We start from the raw sequence: 15,939 nt of genomic DNA, 5'->3' as shown, positions 1-15,939 counted from the left end.
ACTAAAAAAAATGAGTCAACAACAGACATTAGAAGAGATTCAGAATTTCTCAGGTAAATACCCTAAGCAAATCTGGAGCTTATTCTTCTCAGAGATGTGGGAGCGTTTTAGCTTCTATGGAATGAGAGGAATGTTGGTTTTCTTTATGATCGACCAACTACACTTTGAAGAAGCACAAGCTAACTTACAGTATGGAGCTACACAAGCATTCGTGTACGCATTCACATTCTTAGGAGGTATTTTCGCTGACAAAATCTTAGGTTTCCGTAAATCTCTTTTCTGGGGAGGCTCGATGATGATCTTAGGTAGTATTATTCTAGCTATAGATCCACACGCTTACTTTTTCGTAGGTATTGCATTTACTGTAATTGGTACAGGTTTCTTTAAACCGAATATCTCTACTATGGTAGGATATTTATACAAAAAAGGGGACGAACGTACTGATGCTGGTTTCTCATTATTCTATGCAGGGATTAACTTAGGAGCACTTATCGGAGGATACTTATGTATCGCTATCGGTAAAGGACACTTATTCCAAGACTCTATCGCTGTAGAGAACCGTTGGAGTGTAGCTTTTGGTTTAGCTGCTTTCGTGATGTTAGTGAGTTTAATCAACTTCATCTTTACAAAACGTCATTTAGGACCTATCGGACTACAGCCTATGCAAGTAGCTAAAGATGGTAGTGAAACTAAAATGCCTTTATGGAAAGAAATAGGGACATACATCCTTACGTTTGCGATGGTACCTGTTATCGTATTCATGATTGATAACACAGACTATACTGCATACTTTATGTACACAGTAGGACCATTAGCATTGATCTACTTATTCTATGAAATGACGAAGCTGACTAGTGCGGAGCGTAAGAAGATTATCGCTGCCCTAGTATTTATCTTCTTCTCTATTCTATTCTTCGGTATCTATGAGCAAGCGGGAGGATCATTAAGCATCTTCGCAGCGAAGAACTTAAACTCTGATTTACTAGGTATGCACTTAGATCCTAATGGAGTGAATAACTCAGGAGGAGCTTTCTTCATCATCTTCATCGCACCTATCTTGGGTCTATTATGGATCTGGATGGCTAAGAAGAAAATAGAGCCTAATACAGTAATGAAGTTTGGTTTAGGATTTATCCTATTAGGAGCTGGATACTATGCATTATTTGCTACACGTCTATTCGCTGATGCAGCAGGTATGACATCATTAGACTTCTTTACTTTTGCCTTATTAATCATTACTTTAGGGGAGCTGTGTTTATCACCGATCGGTCTGTCGATCATGACTAAACTTTCTACAGCTAATCTACAAGGGATGATGATGGGTATGTGGTTCTTAGCTAGTGCTTACGGACAGTATGTAGCAGGTATCTTAGGAGCTGCTATGTCTAAGAGTCGTTCTGAAGTAGCTACTGGTAACCATCCTAACTATGATGCTCTATTAGCGTATACTGATGGGTATAAAGATTTAGGGTTATATGCAGTAATCGCAGGGGTAGTGTTAATTGCACTTTCTCCACTTATGAAAAAACTTATGCAAGAAGTTAGATAATTATCTATCTATTCTAATATACAAAAGCGTCTTAGGCAACTAAGGCGCTTTTTTTTTTGTGCAATACTTTCAATAAACAAATAAAAGCAATGAAACGAACCAGCTTTCCTTTCTTAGTTTTTAAGATTTAATTAACAATACTTACAATATCTGATCTATACACGACGTTCTAACAAGAACTAAAACTTAGATATGTATAAATCAACCTATTACTTAGTTATCACTTTATTCTTATGTGTTATTGGATATGCCCAAGATACCAATTACACCATCACCTACTTAAAGACTACAACTTCTGATACTCATATTAGCTCAGCAGAAGACAAACTATACATTAGCCCTAAAGAAGATAAAAGTCTATACATTAATGGCAAATACAAAATCACTAAAGAGCCTCCCAGAAAGCCAAATGAAATAGTAATTTACGATAAACAAGAGTTTGAAGAATTCTTCTACTTTGACTTTAAGAAGAACCTGCTCTATTCTAGAATAAAGCCTTGGGAAGCGCGATACTTTGTCAAGGAAGATATTCCTCAAATGGATTGGCAACTACACGATGAGACCAAAACCAATGCAGAACAGATAACCCTTCACAAGGCTACACTAAGCTTTAGAGGGAGAAACTATACGGCATGGTACTCTACTGACTATCCCATACAAGTAGGCCCTTGGAAGTTCAATAACTTACCAGGTTTAGTATTTGAACTCTATGATGATGAAAACAGATACCATTGGAGCATACAGAATATAGAAGTTAATAAATTCAAGATATTACCTTTTAGATATGACGTTAGTCGTGCCAACGAGTCTATCCGATCATTTCAAGAGAAATACTACAAAGAACTTGATAGAGTAGTCAATGGCCCTCATCGCAATCCTTTTGGCAATATACCAGGCGTAGAGATACTCGAGGTCATCACAGATCCGAATGAATTTGAACGTTTAAAAAACAGTGATCTCGAACGAAAATATGAATGGGAAGAGTAAGATAATTATCCTATTAATACTCCTGTGCACTTACCTATGTCAAGCACAGCATATCACTACACGACTACTAGATAGTCAAGGTGTAGAGATAATCCGTGCCACAGTATTTCTACAAGATCAAAACAATAAAACCCTTGCTTATACCTCATCTAACAATGAAGGACTAATAGAGTTTAAGAATGTAGTGAACCACCCTACTGCCTCTCAACTTACGATACAAAAAATAGGAATAGAGAAAACAACTATCACCCTAGATGCTACTAAGAACAACTATGGTCTAGACACCCCCCTATACCTGCTCTCTTCTGCGGAAGTACTCAACGAGATCACCATTAAGACTACTTCACCTATCACAGTGAAGAAGGATACCGTAGTCTATAATGTCAAACAGTTCTCTAAAGGAGATGAACGCGTCATAGAAGACCTACTCAAGAACCTACCCGGGCTAGAGATTAGTACTGATGGGAAGATCAGTGTCAATAATCAAGAAGTAGAAAAGGTCATGGTAGATGGCACAGACCTCTTCGATAGAGGATACAGAGTCTTGACTAAGAATATGCCTGTCAATCCGGTAGAAGAAGTAGAACTACTACAAAATTATTCGGAGAACAAACACCTGACAAATCTAAACCCTGCTAAGAAACTAGCACTTAACCTTAAACTCAGTGAAGAGGCTAAGCGTGTATGGTTTGGCAATGTCGAGGTGGGAGCTGGTGTACGTGATAAGGAGGTACATAGTGCAAGATTAAACATCATGAACTTTGGCAAAAAGACGAAGTTCTACTCTATCTTACAGTCTAACAATATTAGCTATGATGCTACGGGTGACCTTAGTTCGTTTCTAAATAGCAATAAAGGGGAAATAACAACTCCTACTGCTCTATCTAATCCTATCAATATTGACAATATCTCATTAAGTCTCAGAAACCATCGATATAAGGATAACAATAACCAGTTTGCTTCTATCAACACGGCTGTAACTCTATCTCCTAAAATAGAAGTGAAGATATCAGGTCTGTTTAATAAAGAGACTCTGCTAGGCAAAAGGGCAATGGATCAGACTCTATATACTCCAGATAATTCCTATCACAATATAGAAATGATGAACAATAAGAACAGAAGTAACTTCTCGTTTCTAAAAGGAGATATGGTGTATGATATCAATAAAACCTCTACACTGAAATATGATCTAAAAGGCAATATATCAAACACAAAGATTAATAGTGATGTACGCTACAACGATATTCCAAATAATCAAGCTCTAGACAATGAGAACAAAAGAGTAGAACAAAACTTAGAGTACACCACTAAGGTATCTGATAAACAAGCTTTAGTGCTTAGTTATAAGAATATCTATGAGCAGAACACTCAGGATTATATCAATACGCCTAATATCTATATACAGGATGCGACAACTCCATTCAGTCAACTCGTTCAGAATAAAATGAACTATCACACTGTACAGGCCAGCTATAAAGGAATGATGAAAGGTAACCATCTCCTTCATTTCACGCTAGGGAATACGAATACGAACACACACCTCTACAGTCTAAATAACTTAGCAGATGATGACACCTATACTAACAAGAATAACTCCACTCTAAAAGTAAACGAACTCTATGCAAAAGCATTGACGAAGCTGACATGGGGTACATGGAGTATGGGGACAAGTATCTCGGCTTCGTTATTTGACAATAGACTGAAATCAATAACTACAGATAACAGTCTTCAGAAGTTAGTCATAAGCCCACACTTCTCTATCGAGAAAAGAATTAATGACAAGAACAAAATAGACATCTATTATAAATACGGTTATACCAATATCAATGCTGCCAAAACCTATGATGGATATATACAGACATCGTACAGAAGCTTCTTAAGAGGAACTACTAACCTGGATCCTTTCACAAATAATGCAGTAGGTCTAACCTATACATTAGGGAACTACCACGATAGGTCATTCTCTACGGTGACGATATCGTATAATAAGTACAACGACTTTTATACACAGAATAACTATATCTATCCTAACCATACGAAGAGCAATATATCTACCATAAAGAACAATGAGAGCTACTTCATACTAGCCTCTACAGAATATTACTTCCAAAAATTAAAACACAACCTAAAACTGAGTCTAAATGCTAATCAAGCTGACTTCTATAATACGTTAAATGATTCTGAGACGAGACGGGTCAGAAGCACATCACTTACCTATGGAATAGAACTGAAATCTAACCTTAGATCAAGGTTTAACTATGCCGTAAGTACGAATTGGTTTACTACGTATATGAACATCATTAGCACTGAGCGTTTTATAGACACAGAGACTAAACTGACTGCTAAATATAAATTGAAAGATACCCTCTTCTTAAACCTTATCAGTGAGTTATATTCTTTCGATAAGGTAGCACCTAGTCGTAAGTATTACACCTTTTTAGACTTTAATATTGCGTATATCCCTAATAAGTCGAAGTGGAACGCTCGTCTAGAGCTAACGAACCTCTTTAATACCAAGACGTACGCAAACTACGCCTTAACAGACTACAGCAGTACCTCTACGACTTATAAACTATTAGGAAGACAACTACTACTCAGTGTTAACTATTCTTTTTAAACCAAAATTTGCACTAGACATATCAACGAAAAGTAATTATACAAAATAGGTCTGAATTAGCGAGACAAGCATGCTATAGTATGGTTTTAGAGCTAATGAAAGAGCTATGAAGTAGAATGGCTTTGTAGTATTTGGCTAATGTAAATTTTGGTTTAATATAATAAAAGCGCCTTAGTTACCTAAGGCGCTTTTTCATTTCACAATGTCAAAGAACGTATGAGAATAATCTCAGGACAAACTTATCACATCCTCCTACACTGATTTTTAATACTGATTATTTTGACTCTTGATGACTACTATTGCCCTTATATGGTAGCAGAAAGTGGGACACTATGCTGACTATATACAGCCTCTTCCCTCTCCATATTTAACAGAGATATACCATATTCCATACCTAATCTATAACCCAAGACATGGGCATAAATACAGATCAAAATCACAGCCAAACAAAACACAAAAAAACATTGGCTAACTAAAATTTACCCTTTAACTTACACTCCTCAATTAAACTACCCTAACAATTATGTCTGAGAATAATAAATCATTCGTTCAAACACTACTGTCATTCAAAAAGAATTTCTGGATAGCCAGCTTTATGGAGTTGATGGAACGCTGGGCATGGTATGGGATATACACCCTATTAGGGTTATATCTAGTAGGTTCTACTGATACAGGAGGACTGGGCTTTGACCATGTACAGAAAGGAAATATCATGGGGAATGTAGTAGGTATATTATACTTCCTACCGCTCCTATTCGGTGTAATAGCAGATCGTATAGGATATAAACTATCTCTAATGATCTCCTTCATCATCATGATCACTGGATACTATCTACTAGGAGAAGTAAGTAGCTACTGGAGCGTATACCTAGTATTCCTACTAGTAGCAGTAGGTGCAGCCTTCTTTAAGCCTGTAGCCTCAGCTATCATCGCTAGAGATACGGATAAGTCTACGGGTACATTAGGTTTCGGTATATTCTACATGATGGTTAATATCGGAGGATTTATCGGACCTGCGATGTCATCAGGCTTACGTACTACGTATGGATGGAGAATCATCTTTATCCAAGCTGCTATCGTGATCGCGATCAACCTAGTAATCCTATTACTATTCTATAAGGATCCTAAAGTAGAGAAACCAAAAGATTCTATCGGTAAAGCGATTAAAGATTCTGTATTAGGAATCTTCGAAGCGCTAAAAGATGTACGTCTAGGAATATTATTATTGCTAATGATTGGGTTCTGGACGATGTTTAACCAGCTGTTCAACACACTGCCTAACTTCATCGAAGACTGGGTGAACTCATCATCTATCAGTGATTGGCTAAACGAAAATATTCCGTTCTTAGGTACTCTTATGACTCAAGATGGACAGGTAAAACCTGAGTGGTTCACTAATGTTGACTCATTCATGATTATCATTTGTCAGGTGACGATCTCATTCTTCGTAACGAAGATGCGCCATATCAACGCAGTAATCAGAGGTGCGATAATCGCGAGTATAGGAGTAGGACTTACGTTCTATACACACAATCCACTGTTTACTATATTAGGTACGATGATCTTCTCTATCGGGGAGATGATGTCTAGCCCTACTGTATCATCATTCATCGCGCTAATTACTCCTAAAGGTAAGGATGGACTTTACCAAGGGACTTACTTCTTACCTGTAGCAGCTAGTTACTTCGTGACAAGTTTTATCTCAGGAAGTTTATACCAATCATGGTCAGATAAACTATCTCTATTAAAACGTGAGATGGCTACTAGAAGCATCGAAATGCCAGAAGTGGTAACACATGAACAGTTCATGGAACAAGGTTCAAAGACTCTAAATATGTCTCTATCTGCCTTCGAAAAACAGTTTAACCTTAAAGCGGACAGCGTAGATTGGTCACAAGTGGCTACCTCTTTTAAAGAATACGCTATCAATAAAGGTATCGACATTAGCCAAGTACACTTCCCATTCTCTAAGAATGAGTACTTTGCATTAGCTGAACAGAAGTTGAGCATGTCTCACTGGGAGATGGTAGATATGCTATGGAGCACTTATAACCCTAATAAGATATGGTATGTGATATTCGGTATCGGGATGTTCTCTGTGATCACACTTGTCATCTATGATAGATTAGTCATCAGACCTCTAGAACAGAAAAAAGCAAATCAATAAACATATACACAAACGCCTTAGTTATCTAAGGCGTTTTTTTGTGCCTTTATTTTTCCTACTCACCTCCCGCTGCACTATACTGTAGTATAATACAGATATCTTTCTATAAACATCCCAACAATCATTGCCTCATCATGCCCTTATTTGGCGTTAATGACTCCATAATCCCTTAATGACCTATTCTGAACGTTCAATAGCACATTAACAACCTCATATTCAACCACTATCATTAAACAAGATGAATTGGTTTCGGAACTCATTCGATAACAACCAATATCTATAAGGGATAGAAGGTTCTTTACCGAATGATATTCTATCTCTACCCGAATAGTCTATATAGAAGAGTGTCATCATGATCTCAATATAGTTATAAGCTAACAAAGTTAGGATCAACTCCTCATTATAGATTAGTATGCTAAAATTAGCATAAAACGCAAATTACTTTATTTTACAACAATTACTATTTTATATAAAAACACCTAATCTGATTATAGTTAATTCTATCATATCGCAATATGAACCTATATAATTAAGAATAGTGAATAAAAACGGACTATAAATACTAATCTCTCACTAAAAACTATTTATATTTTTTAGTAAAACAATTAATCTTAAGTTTATTTTACTATTTTTAGCCTTTATGACATGAGATTATGTCTTAAAAACAATCTTATAACTAACCACAAACTAGACTTTTAAAATTAAATTATGGAAAACTCTACTACTGACCGGCCGAACTTCTTCGACAGTAAAGTTCTGGGACATCCTTCAGGATTATTCGTTCTCTTCTTTACAGAGATGTGGGAGCGATTCTCATTCTACGGAATGCGCGTATTATTGATTCAATTCTTAACCATGTCTGTCATAGGCCTCAACCCTGGATGGGAAATGAGTGTAGTAGATGCAGGAGCGATATTCGCTACTTATGCCATGTTATTATACATCACCCCTATCTTTGGAGGTATACTAGCAGATAAATATCTAGGTTATCGCTGGGCTGTAGTAATTGGTTCACTAATTATGACGCTAGGGCATGCCTCTATGACTTTTGAGACAGAGTTCTTTATGTATCTAGGATTAGTACTATTAGTAGTAGGTACGGGATTCTTTAAACCAAATATGACTTCTATCCTATCAGAGATGTATAAATCATTCCCTGAGAAGAAAGATGGAGCTTATACGATCTTCTATATGGGAGTTAATGCAGGAGCATTCTTTGGTATGATGCTATGTGGATATATCGGAGAGCGTATCGGATGGCACTATGGGTTTGGGTTAGCAGGTATCTTCATGTTACTAGGTACACTACAATTCTGGTTTGCTAAGCCTATCTTCGGAGCTATAGGTGATGTTCCTAATACATCTACAGAAATAAAAGAAGACACACCTGTAGATACGAAAGACTTAACTCCTGCTCAACAGGATGAACTTAAACGCAATCCATTTACTACATTAGACTACATACTTATAGCTATTACTACTATCATTGGATTCTTATATGCATTTAGTGATGTATTCTATATCGTAGGTAAGATTAGATTATTCCCTGCCGAAATATTCGGTATGGATGGTCAGGCAGTAGTTGTTGTCACAGGACTATTAATATTGATGTGGTTAATTATATCACGTATAATGAGATATGCTAAAGTAGTTAGAGATCGTATGATAGCGGTTATCATCTTTGCTTTCTTTACGATATTCTTCTGGATGTCGTTTGAGCAAGGTGCTACATCACTAATCATCTTCGCACGTGATAATACACAGAGAATTCTATCTGGAGACAAGGCATTATTATTTAATATCTTTAACTCATTACTGACGATAGTACCCTTACTAATTATCTCTTGGGTACTTATTTTATTAGCTAAACAGACAATAAAGAAAGCATTACTATCTAACATTATATTAGCGATTACTTTTGTGGGAGTATGGGCATCAGCTATCTGGATGCTTAACAGAGACTGGTCATTACATGCATACGAAGTTACTTATGATGCAATCCAAGTTCAAAAAGTAGACAGAGAAGGTAAGCCTATTCTAGACAAGCACAATGAGCCTATCTATGACTATAAAGCGATACATGCTGCTAACCAACCTAAAGAAGGAGATAATGTGGTCAAACATACTGCTGTAGTATCACAATTAGCAACATTAACTAAAGGGGATAAAGTAGAAATCTTTCAAGAGTTAGGTAACTTTAATATTCTAGATAGTAAACAAAAAGAACATTTAACTAAACAGTTTACTGAAGCAAATAAAGAAACTGAAATAGTACAAGCAGAGATAACAGAAATAAAAGATAATCAAGTAGAGATAACGGCTTCGTGGTTCTCTATTCTTAATTCATTCTTTATTATTGCATTAGCGTCTCTAGTATCTAAGTTATGGGATTCTAGATTTAACCCTCCTGCATCTATTAAGTATGGACTAGGATTAATTATTATGGCTATCGGATTCGGAGTATTAGCATACGGTTCACATGGTATTACAGAAGGTACGAGAGTATCTATGATGTGGTTAGTTTTTGCTTACTTCTTCCATACATTAGGAGAATTATTCTCATCACCTGTAGGATTATCGTATGTTTCTAAATTAGTTCCTGCAAGAATGATTGCACTAATGTTCGGAATGTGGTATCTTGCAATCGCAATTGGAAACAATTTAGCTGCCACATTAGGTGGACAAATAGAAACTATTACAGAGCAATACTCATTATCAGTATTCTTCTTAATCTTCACTATAGTGCCTATTGTAGCAGGATTGTTAGTTATTGCTCTTAACCCAGTGCTGAAGAAATTAATGCACGGGGTCAAATAATAACAATATTAAAAGAAATATGAAAAAACTGTTTTTATTACTTACCATTACTTTCTTAGGATTAACAGCTAATGCTCAAGAAATAAAATGGATGTCGTTTAACGAAGCTATCGCAGCACAAAAGAAAGAAGCTAAGCCTATCTTTATGGATGCTTTTACTGACTGGTGTGGACCTTGCAAAATGCTTGACAAAAACACTTTTAGCGATGCTAAAGTAATCGAGCATATCAACAAGAATTACTACGCTGTGAAATTTGATGCAGAAGGTAATGAAGAAATAAACTACAAAGGAACGAAGTATACAAACCCTGGATACAACAGTGAAAGAAAAGGTAGAAATGCTACGCATGACTTCACTATGTTCTTAAGAATACCTGGATATCCTTCTATGGTTATCTTCGGAACTAAAGGTGATGTGACTAAAGTTATCGTTGGGTACCAAACTCCTCAACAGTTGTTACAACAGATTTAATATCATTATAATAAAGAAGACCAATATCCCTTTTCATACATATCATGAAAAGGGATATTCTTTTTTATACATATATCAATACACTTTCTCTTAAACCAAAAAGGTACCGAATTATGAAAGATCACTAGTTTAGGCAATCTCACTTCTAACATTCGTTCAAAGTTAATCTTAGGTTGTCCTGAGAATAATATGACTGATGCGTCTAATACTCCACTATACGCTACCCTATCATTATCTATAATTAGCAATTTGTCTTGAATACTTGGTGCAATCCCTTCTAATGGATGATACACAACTTTATCTAAGCTATACTCTTGTACATATTTATCTAAATCACGTAGATGTCTCTGATCAGTACTATCAATAAGGTTCATTAACACATGTACAGTATCATGGTCTCTAATCCATACTGATCTATTATTCTTATTAGACACAAATGGAACTACAATTTCAGCATCCAAAGTATCTTCTTTACTCGATCCTAAAGTAGTACATAACTGTAAAGCACTACATAACAACACCCCTCCAACTATATATCTCAACTTCTTTTGATAATAAGTAAGTAATGCACCTCCAATAAGAACCAACAGTAAAGCCATCTGTACAAAGCTTATCTGTGCATTCTGAAAAGAGAAATAATCTAAACGATGCACTAGTTCTATCAATCGGTATAATAGGTCTGTTAGCACATTAAGGCAGAAACTTACCACTATGGATAGACTATCCACCCACATCGCAATTAAATAGACCATCCCTAAAATAATAAGTACTGTTATTAACGGTATGACAATTAGATTAGCTAATAAAAATAGAAAAGAGAACTGCTGAAAATAGTACAATTGGATAGGTATCAGACCGACTTGTACACTTATAGACACATAAGTAATGCCCTGTATATACTGTAGTATTTTATTTTTAGAATAGAACTTCTTAAATAAAGGTAGAATATAAACAATACTGATAACGGCTAAGTAGCTTAACTGAAAGCCGATATCATATACCCAATAAGGATATATACATAGACTACAGAACAACGCTAGACCAATACTGTGCTCTAAGTCTTGCTCTCGCCTCAGAAGCTGACTAGCAAGGTAAATAGTAAACATAAGGACAGCTCTAAATACTGAAGCTGAGAAACCTGATAGAAAGACAAAGAACCACAGCAATACAAGTATCACAATACTCCTAACCCTCTTAGGTAAAAAGAATAAACCACGAGCAAGAACTAAGTAGATAAGTCCTACATGCAATCCTGAAATAGCTAATACGTGCATGACTCCTACTTCTTTAAACTGATTAAGAACCGTAGTGTCTATATATGATTTCTCTCCTAATAATAGCGCCATGATTAGACCTTTAGTATTCTCATGAAGAGCACTGTTGTCAAGATATATTTTATTGATTAAAGACCTCCTTAACTTCAATATTTCATAACGCCAATGTACTTCATGTCCTACTACAAAGTAATCTCCTACATAACTTTGAATAAAGATTCCCTTACCTTGCATATACTTTCTATAATCAAACTGACCAAGGTTCTTCGGTTGTTGTATACTCCCTACCCTGCCATAATAACTAATGACATCTCCTACTCTAAGTGAATCTTGACGCTCATTAAAATAAAGAGCTATCTTATTACTGCACACTGTATCGCCTACTCTAATCAGTTCTCCTATAAATCGTTTGTTCGTTTTATTACTAAGAGTCTCTGTTATTTTTATATTTATTCTACTATTAATAGGGTTATTTAGATATGTCTCTATTTTTAGTAACTCAGACTCATATTGATTTTTAACCAAGCCTTTTAACCCGACACCTAAAAAGAAAAAGAGACTGATAAATAATACAACATCCTTACTCCCGGTAAACCGAGACGGAAAGTGTAGATATCTATTCATTAATGACATCATCAAGACAAATAGAAGAATACATAAGATAGCTATCACCCAAAAAGCACTTATAAGTAAGTCTAAGTATATTCCCAAAAAAAGGAATATAGAATAAAATAGGAAGGAGAATTTGATAGGCTTCATACTTACAATAAGTATCAAAACCCTTTCCAAAATAACCGATTATTTGATTACTATCAGCAATTCTAAAAAATATAGAGAATACCATAAAAAAAGCCCTATCCAAATGGATAGAGCTTAATATTATTTTTTTGAACTCTTATAATCTTAATTCATACTTTCTAGAACAACACGGTTAATCTGTGCGAAAGTTCTACTATAGTAATTTTCTTTTGTTGAAGACACAATCACTCCTTTGCTAGTTGAAGAATGAATGAACTTAATTTCGTCATCTAATACTTCAGTGATTATTCCTACATGACTGATTCTATTGCCTCGAGTTTTAAAGAAGATTAGGTCACCTATTTGTGCTTCTGCCTTTCTAACACGTTCACCTACTTGAGCCATTTCACTTGAGCTACGAGGTAGGTTCACACTAGTATCTCCGAAAGCTGTCATCACTAGACCAGAGCAGTCCATACCTTTTCTACTCATTCCACCATATCTATAACGTACTCCTTCATAATCAAAAGCGGTGTTCAACACTTGACTAGTCAAGTTATCAAAGTACTCCCCCTTTGCTTCTTTTGCCTCCTCAATAAAGTAACCTAATAAAGCATCTAATTCTGCTTGTATTTTATCGTCTACATTTTTACTCTCAGCAATCACGGCTGTAGGTTTCTTTTTAACAGGGCTACTATAAACAGCTTTACTTGTTGTCTTCGCTTCTATTGTATGGAAACCAGAAAGGCCCAAAACACTGATTAATAATAATGTAAACTTTTTCATAATGTTTTTTTTGTGGTGGTTGATTAACTTCTTTTTGTCATATGATTTTTTAGTATTTCGCCTGCAACATAATCACTCGCTCCTTGACCGCCTAAATTACGAATTAATTCTTTATATTTTAACAATATTTCATTTCTTTTTTCACCTTGTATGATTTTTGCGAACTCTTGTTCTATTCTTACAGCATTACAATCCCCTTGAATAAGCTCTACCACCACATCATCATCCATAATTAAATTAACTAAAGAAATATATTTTAGTTTAATGATGCGTTTCGCTATTTCATAAGACACTTGATTCCCTTTATACAATACTACTTGTGGAACATTAAATAGAGCTGTTTCCAACGTAGCTGTACCAGAAGTAACTAAGGCTGCATGAGCTATATTTAACAAAGCATACGTTTCATTAAATACGAAAGAAATGTTTTGATCCTTTATAAAAGTCTCATAGAATGAAGCTTCTTGTCCTGGAGCACCAGCTATTACAAATTGATACTGTGGGTAATGATGTATTACAGAAAGCATTTCATTTAATAATCTACTAATCTCCTGCTTTCTACTTCCAGGTAATAAGGCTATAATAGGTCGCTCATCTAAATTGTGCTTTACCTTAAAGTCTTGATGTTCTTCTGCTCTATAGCGCTCTATAGCATCTATCAATGGGTGTCCTACAAAGGTTACAGGGTAATTATGTTTCTTCTCATAAAAATCCTTTTCGAAAGGCAGAATTACATACATAAAATCAAAATCTCTTTTGATATCATTGATACGATTCTCCTTCCAAGCCCATATTTGAGGTGAGATATAATAATGTGTTTCTATACCTATTCTCTTTGCCCATTTAGCTATTCGCATATTAAAGCCTGGGTAATCAATAAACACTAATACATCTGGATTAAAAGATGCGATATCTTTTTTACAGAACTTAATATTGCGCAATATTGTTCCTAGATTTTGTACCACTTCAACAAATCCCATAAAAGCAAGATCTTTATAATGCTTCACGAGCTTACCGCCCACTTGTTGCATTAAATCTCCTCCCCAAAAGCGTATATCTGCATTAGGGTCTTTCTTGTATATAGATCGCATAAGATTAGATCCATGTAGATCTCCTGATGCCTCTCCTGCTATTATATAATACTTCATCTACACTAACTGTGTTATTATGGTTAAAATAATTACGGCTAAAATACAACCTCTAGCCATAAAATCTAATCTGCGATTAATAAAAAACGTAAACAATAGCAAATTAAGCAAGCTCCCTATCGCTGTTATTCTTCCTACTAATCCTATATTATTAATGAAACTAAAATCACTAAACAATTCATAATTAGTAAACAACAACAGATAAAGCTCTATACCAACTACAGTAGCCACTAGACCTCCAACAAAACCGATTAGAATATGAACAATCTTATCTTTCATCTACAGATCCCATCTATTAATACGTTCTAATACTTGATGTGCTGTTAAATCAAACTGCACAGGTACGATAGAGATATAGTCATTTCGCAATGCCCACTCATCTGTATCTTCCCCCTTATCTTGGTTCACGAATTCTCCTACTAACCAATAGTACTCTTTTCCATGAGGGCTAACTCGCTTATCGAAGTTCTCTACCCATGTCGCTTTAGCTTGTCTACACACTTTTATCCCTTTAATATCTTCAGTCGCTAACTTTGGGAAGTTTACATTCAACACCACATCTTTTGGAATCCCATGTTTTAAAGCCTCTGTTGTAATCTTTTTTATAAAAGGTTTTATTTGTTCAAAATCTGCACTCCAGCTAAAATCTAATAAAGAGAAACCTATTGCAGGTATACCGCTCATTCCTGCTTCTAGTGCAGCACTCATCGTACCGGAATAGATAACATTGATAGAAGAGTTAGAACCGTGATTTACTCCAGATACACACAGATCAGGTGTTCTGTCTAGTATTTGTCCTAGTGCTATTTTCACACAGTCCACAGGTGTTCCTGAACAAGCGTATTCTACTTCTATCTCAGGGTCGATATTTACTTTTTCTAACGTAAGCGTATTATTGATTGTTACAGCATGCCCCATTCCAGATTGAGCACTATCTGGGGCAACTACCACTACTTCTCCTATCTCTTTCATCACACTGATCAGGGCTCTCATTCCTGGTGCTGTGATACCATCGTCATTTGTAACAAGTATTAAAGGTCTTTGCATCATATATTTATTTTAATTACATTCGCTAATGTAAGGATTATATGTTATTTTGTTTGTGAAATTACTTAGTTTTAAACCGAAAATACGTGATAGACATATAAACGAAAAGTAATTATACAAAATAGGTCTGAATTAGTGATACAAGCATACACTAGTATGGTTTTAGAGCTAATGAAGGAGCTATAAAGTAGAATTACTTTGCAGTATTTGGCTAATGCGGATTTTGGGTTTTAGCATATAACAACTACGGATTTTTATACGATTATGTGTTTTAACAAATAATTATCGACCTTATCGTATAAATATTTACTTTTTTAACTACTTTAGTTCAAAACTA

General features: G+C 35.4%; 12 protein-coding genes. 6 read left to right on the top strand and 6 right to left on the bottom strand.

Going from position 1 to position 15,939, the window contains the following annotated elements:
- Positions 1-10: 10 nt before the first annotated feature.
- The 4 genes from MPR_RS01900 to MPR_RS01885 all read left to right on the top strand — a co-directional run bounded on the left by MPR_RS01900 (position 11) and on the right by MPR_RS01885 (position 7,320).
- Positions 11-1,549, top strand: coding sequence for a peptide MFS transporter (locus MPR_RS01900; protein ID WP_041888679.1), 1,539 nt, complete (start codon positions 11-13; stop codon positions 1,547-1,549).
- Positions 1,550-1,741: 192 nt separating this feature from the next.
- Positions 1,742-2,536: a GLPGLI family protein gene (locus tag MPR_RS01895; protein ID WP_041888677.1), complete on the top strand. Its 795-nt coding sequence runs from the start codon at positions 1,742-1,744 to the stop codon at positions 2,534-2,536.
- Complete coding sequence (locus tag MPR_RS01890; RefSeq protein WP_041888675.1) at positions 2,520-5,153, top strand: TonB-dependent receptor; 2,634 nt, start codon at positions 2,520-2,522, stop codon at positions 5,151-5,153. The genes MPR_RS01895 and MPR_RS01890 overlap by 17 nt, the downstream gene beginning before the upstream one ends.
- Positions 5,154-5,676: 523 nt before the next feature.
- On the top strand, positions 5,677-7,320 hold the full coding sequence (locus MPR_RS01885; protein ID WP_041888673.1) for an MFS transporter: 1,644 nt from the start codon (positions 5,677-5,679) through the stop codon (positions 7,318-7,320).
- 216 nt (positions 7,321-7,536) lie between these two features.
- Here the strand turns inward: MPR_RS01885 and MPR_RS18645 are convergent, their stop codons facing one another.
- Entirely contained in the window at positions 7,537-7,674 is a 138-nt protein-coding gene (locus MPR_RS18645; RefSeq protein WP_158438861.1) for a hypothetical protein, read from the bottom strand.
- A 354-nt stretch (positions 7,675-8,028) separates the two neighbouring features.
- Here MPR_RS18645 and MPR_RS01880 point away from each other — a divergent pair, with 354 nt between their 5' ends.
- Both MPR_RS01880 and MPR_RS01875 read left to right on the top strand, forming a co-directional pair.
- Complete coding sequence (locus tag MPR_RS01880; protein WP_006260525.1) at positions 8,029-10,137, top strand: peptide MFS transporter; 2,109 nt, start codon at positions 8,029-8,031, stop codon at positions 10,135-10,137.
- A 19-nt stretch (positions 10,138-10,156) separates the two neighbouring features.
- Positions 10,157-10,609 (top strand): thioredoxin family protein, encoded by a 453-nt coding sequence (locus tag MPR_RS01875; protein WP_041888671.1) that lies wholly within the window; start codon positions 10,157-10,159, stop codon positions 10,607-10,609.
- 5 nt (positions 10,610-10,614) lie between these two features.
- Here the strand turns inward: MPR_RS01875 and MPR_RS01870 are convergent, their stop codons facing one another.
- From MPR_RS01870 to surE, 5 genes are all read right to left on the bottom strand, one after another.
- Positions 10,615-12,594, bottom strand: a complete 1,980-nt coding sequence (locus tag MPR_RS01870) for a ComEC/Rec2 family competence protein (protein ID WP_235280500.1) — start codon at positions 12,592-12,594, stop codon at positions 10,615-10,617.
- A gap of 192 nt (positions 12,595-12,786) precedes the next feature.
- A complete protein-coding gene (locus MPR_RS01865; protein WP_041888667.1) occupies positions 12,787-13,407 on the bottom strand; it encodes a C40 family peptidase in 621 nt (206 codons plus the stop codon).
- Positions 13,408-13,430: 23 nt separating this feature from the next.
- Positions 13,431-14,555 (bottom strand): lipid-A-disaccharide synthase, encoded by a 1,125-nt coding sequence (gene lpxB, locus MPR_RS01860; protein WP_041888666.1) that lies wholly within the window; start codon positions 14,553-14,555, stop codon positions 13,431-13,433.
- Positions 14,556-14,834, bottom strand: coding sequence for a hypothetical protein (locus tag MPR_RS01855; protein ID WP_041888664.1), 279 nt, complete (start codon positions 14,832-14,834; stop codon positions 14,556-14,558).
- Entirely contained in the window at positions 14,835-15,602 is a 768-nt protein-coding gene (gene surE / locus MPR_RS01850) for a 5'/3'-nucleotidase SurE (RefSeq protein WP_041895112.1), read from the bottom strand.
- Positions 15,603-15,939 lie beyond the last annotated feature (337 nt).

Source organism: Myroides profundi (genome assembly GCF_000833025.1).
Lineage (GTDB): Bacteria > Bacteroidota > Bacteroidia > Flavobacteriales > Flavobacteriaceae > Flavobacterium > Flavobacterium profundi_A.
Note: the sequence above shows the minus strand (reverse complement) of the source record. Positions and strands in the feature narration are given on the sequence as shown.

What these genes read in the sequence shown, in the direction of transcription:
- MPR_RS01880 (WP_006260525.1), top strand. Translation starts at nt 8,029, where the DNA reads ATGGAAAACTCTACTACTGACCGGCCGAACTTCTTCGACAGTAAAGTT.
- MPR_RS01900 (WP_041888679.1), top strand. Translation starts at nt 11, where the DNA reads ATGAGTCAACAACAGACATTAGAAGAGATTCAGAATTTCTCAGGTAAA.
- MPR_RS01885 (WP_041888673.1), top strand. Translation starts at nt 5,677, where the DNA reads ATGTCTGAGAATAATAAATCATTCGTTCAAACACTACTGTCATTCAAA.
- surE (WP_041895112.1), bottom strand. Translation starts at nt 15,602, where the DNA reads ATGCAAAGACCTTTAATACTTGTTACAAATGACGATGGTATCACAGCA.
- MPR_RS18645 (WP_158438861.1), bottom strand. Translation starts at nt 7,674, where the DNA reads ATGATGACACTCTTCTATATAGACTATTCGGGTAGAGATAGAATATCA.
- MPR_RS01890 (WP_041888675.1), top strand. Translation starts at nt 2,520, where the DNA reads ATGAATGGGAAGAGTAAGATAATTATCCTATTAATACTCCTGTGCACT.
- MPR_RS01895 (WP_041888677.1), top strand. Translation starts at nt 1,742, where the DNA reads ATGTATAAATCAACCTATTACTTAGTTATCACTTTATTCTTATGTGTT.
- lpxB (WP_041888666.1), bottom strand. Translation starts at nt 14,555, where the DNA reads ATGAAGTATTATATAATAGCAGGAGAGGCATCAGGAGATCTACATGGA.
- MPR_RS01855 (WP_041888664.1), bottom strand. Translation starts at nt 14,834, where the DNA reads ATGAAAGATAAGATTGTTCATATTCTAATCGGTTTTGTTGGAGGTCTA.
- MPR_RS01865 (WP_041888667.1), bottom strand. Translation starts at nt 13,407, where the DNA reads ATGAAAAAGTTTACATTATTATTAATCAGTGTTTTGGGCCTTTCTGGT.
- MPR_RS01875 (WP_041888671.1), top strand. Translation starts at nt 10,157, where the DNA reads ATGAAAAAACTGTTTTTATTACTTACCATTACTTTCTTAGGATTAACA.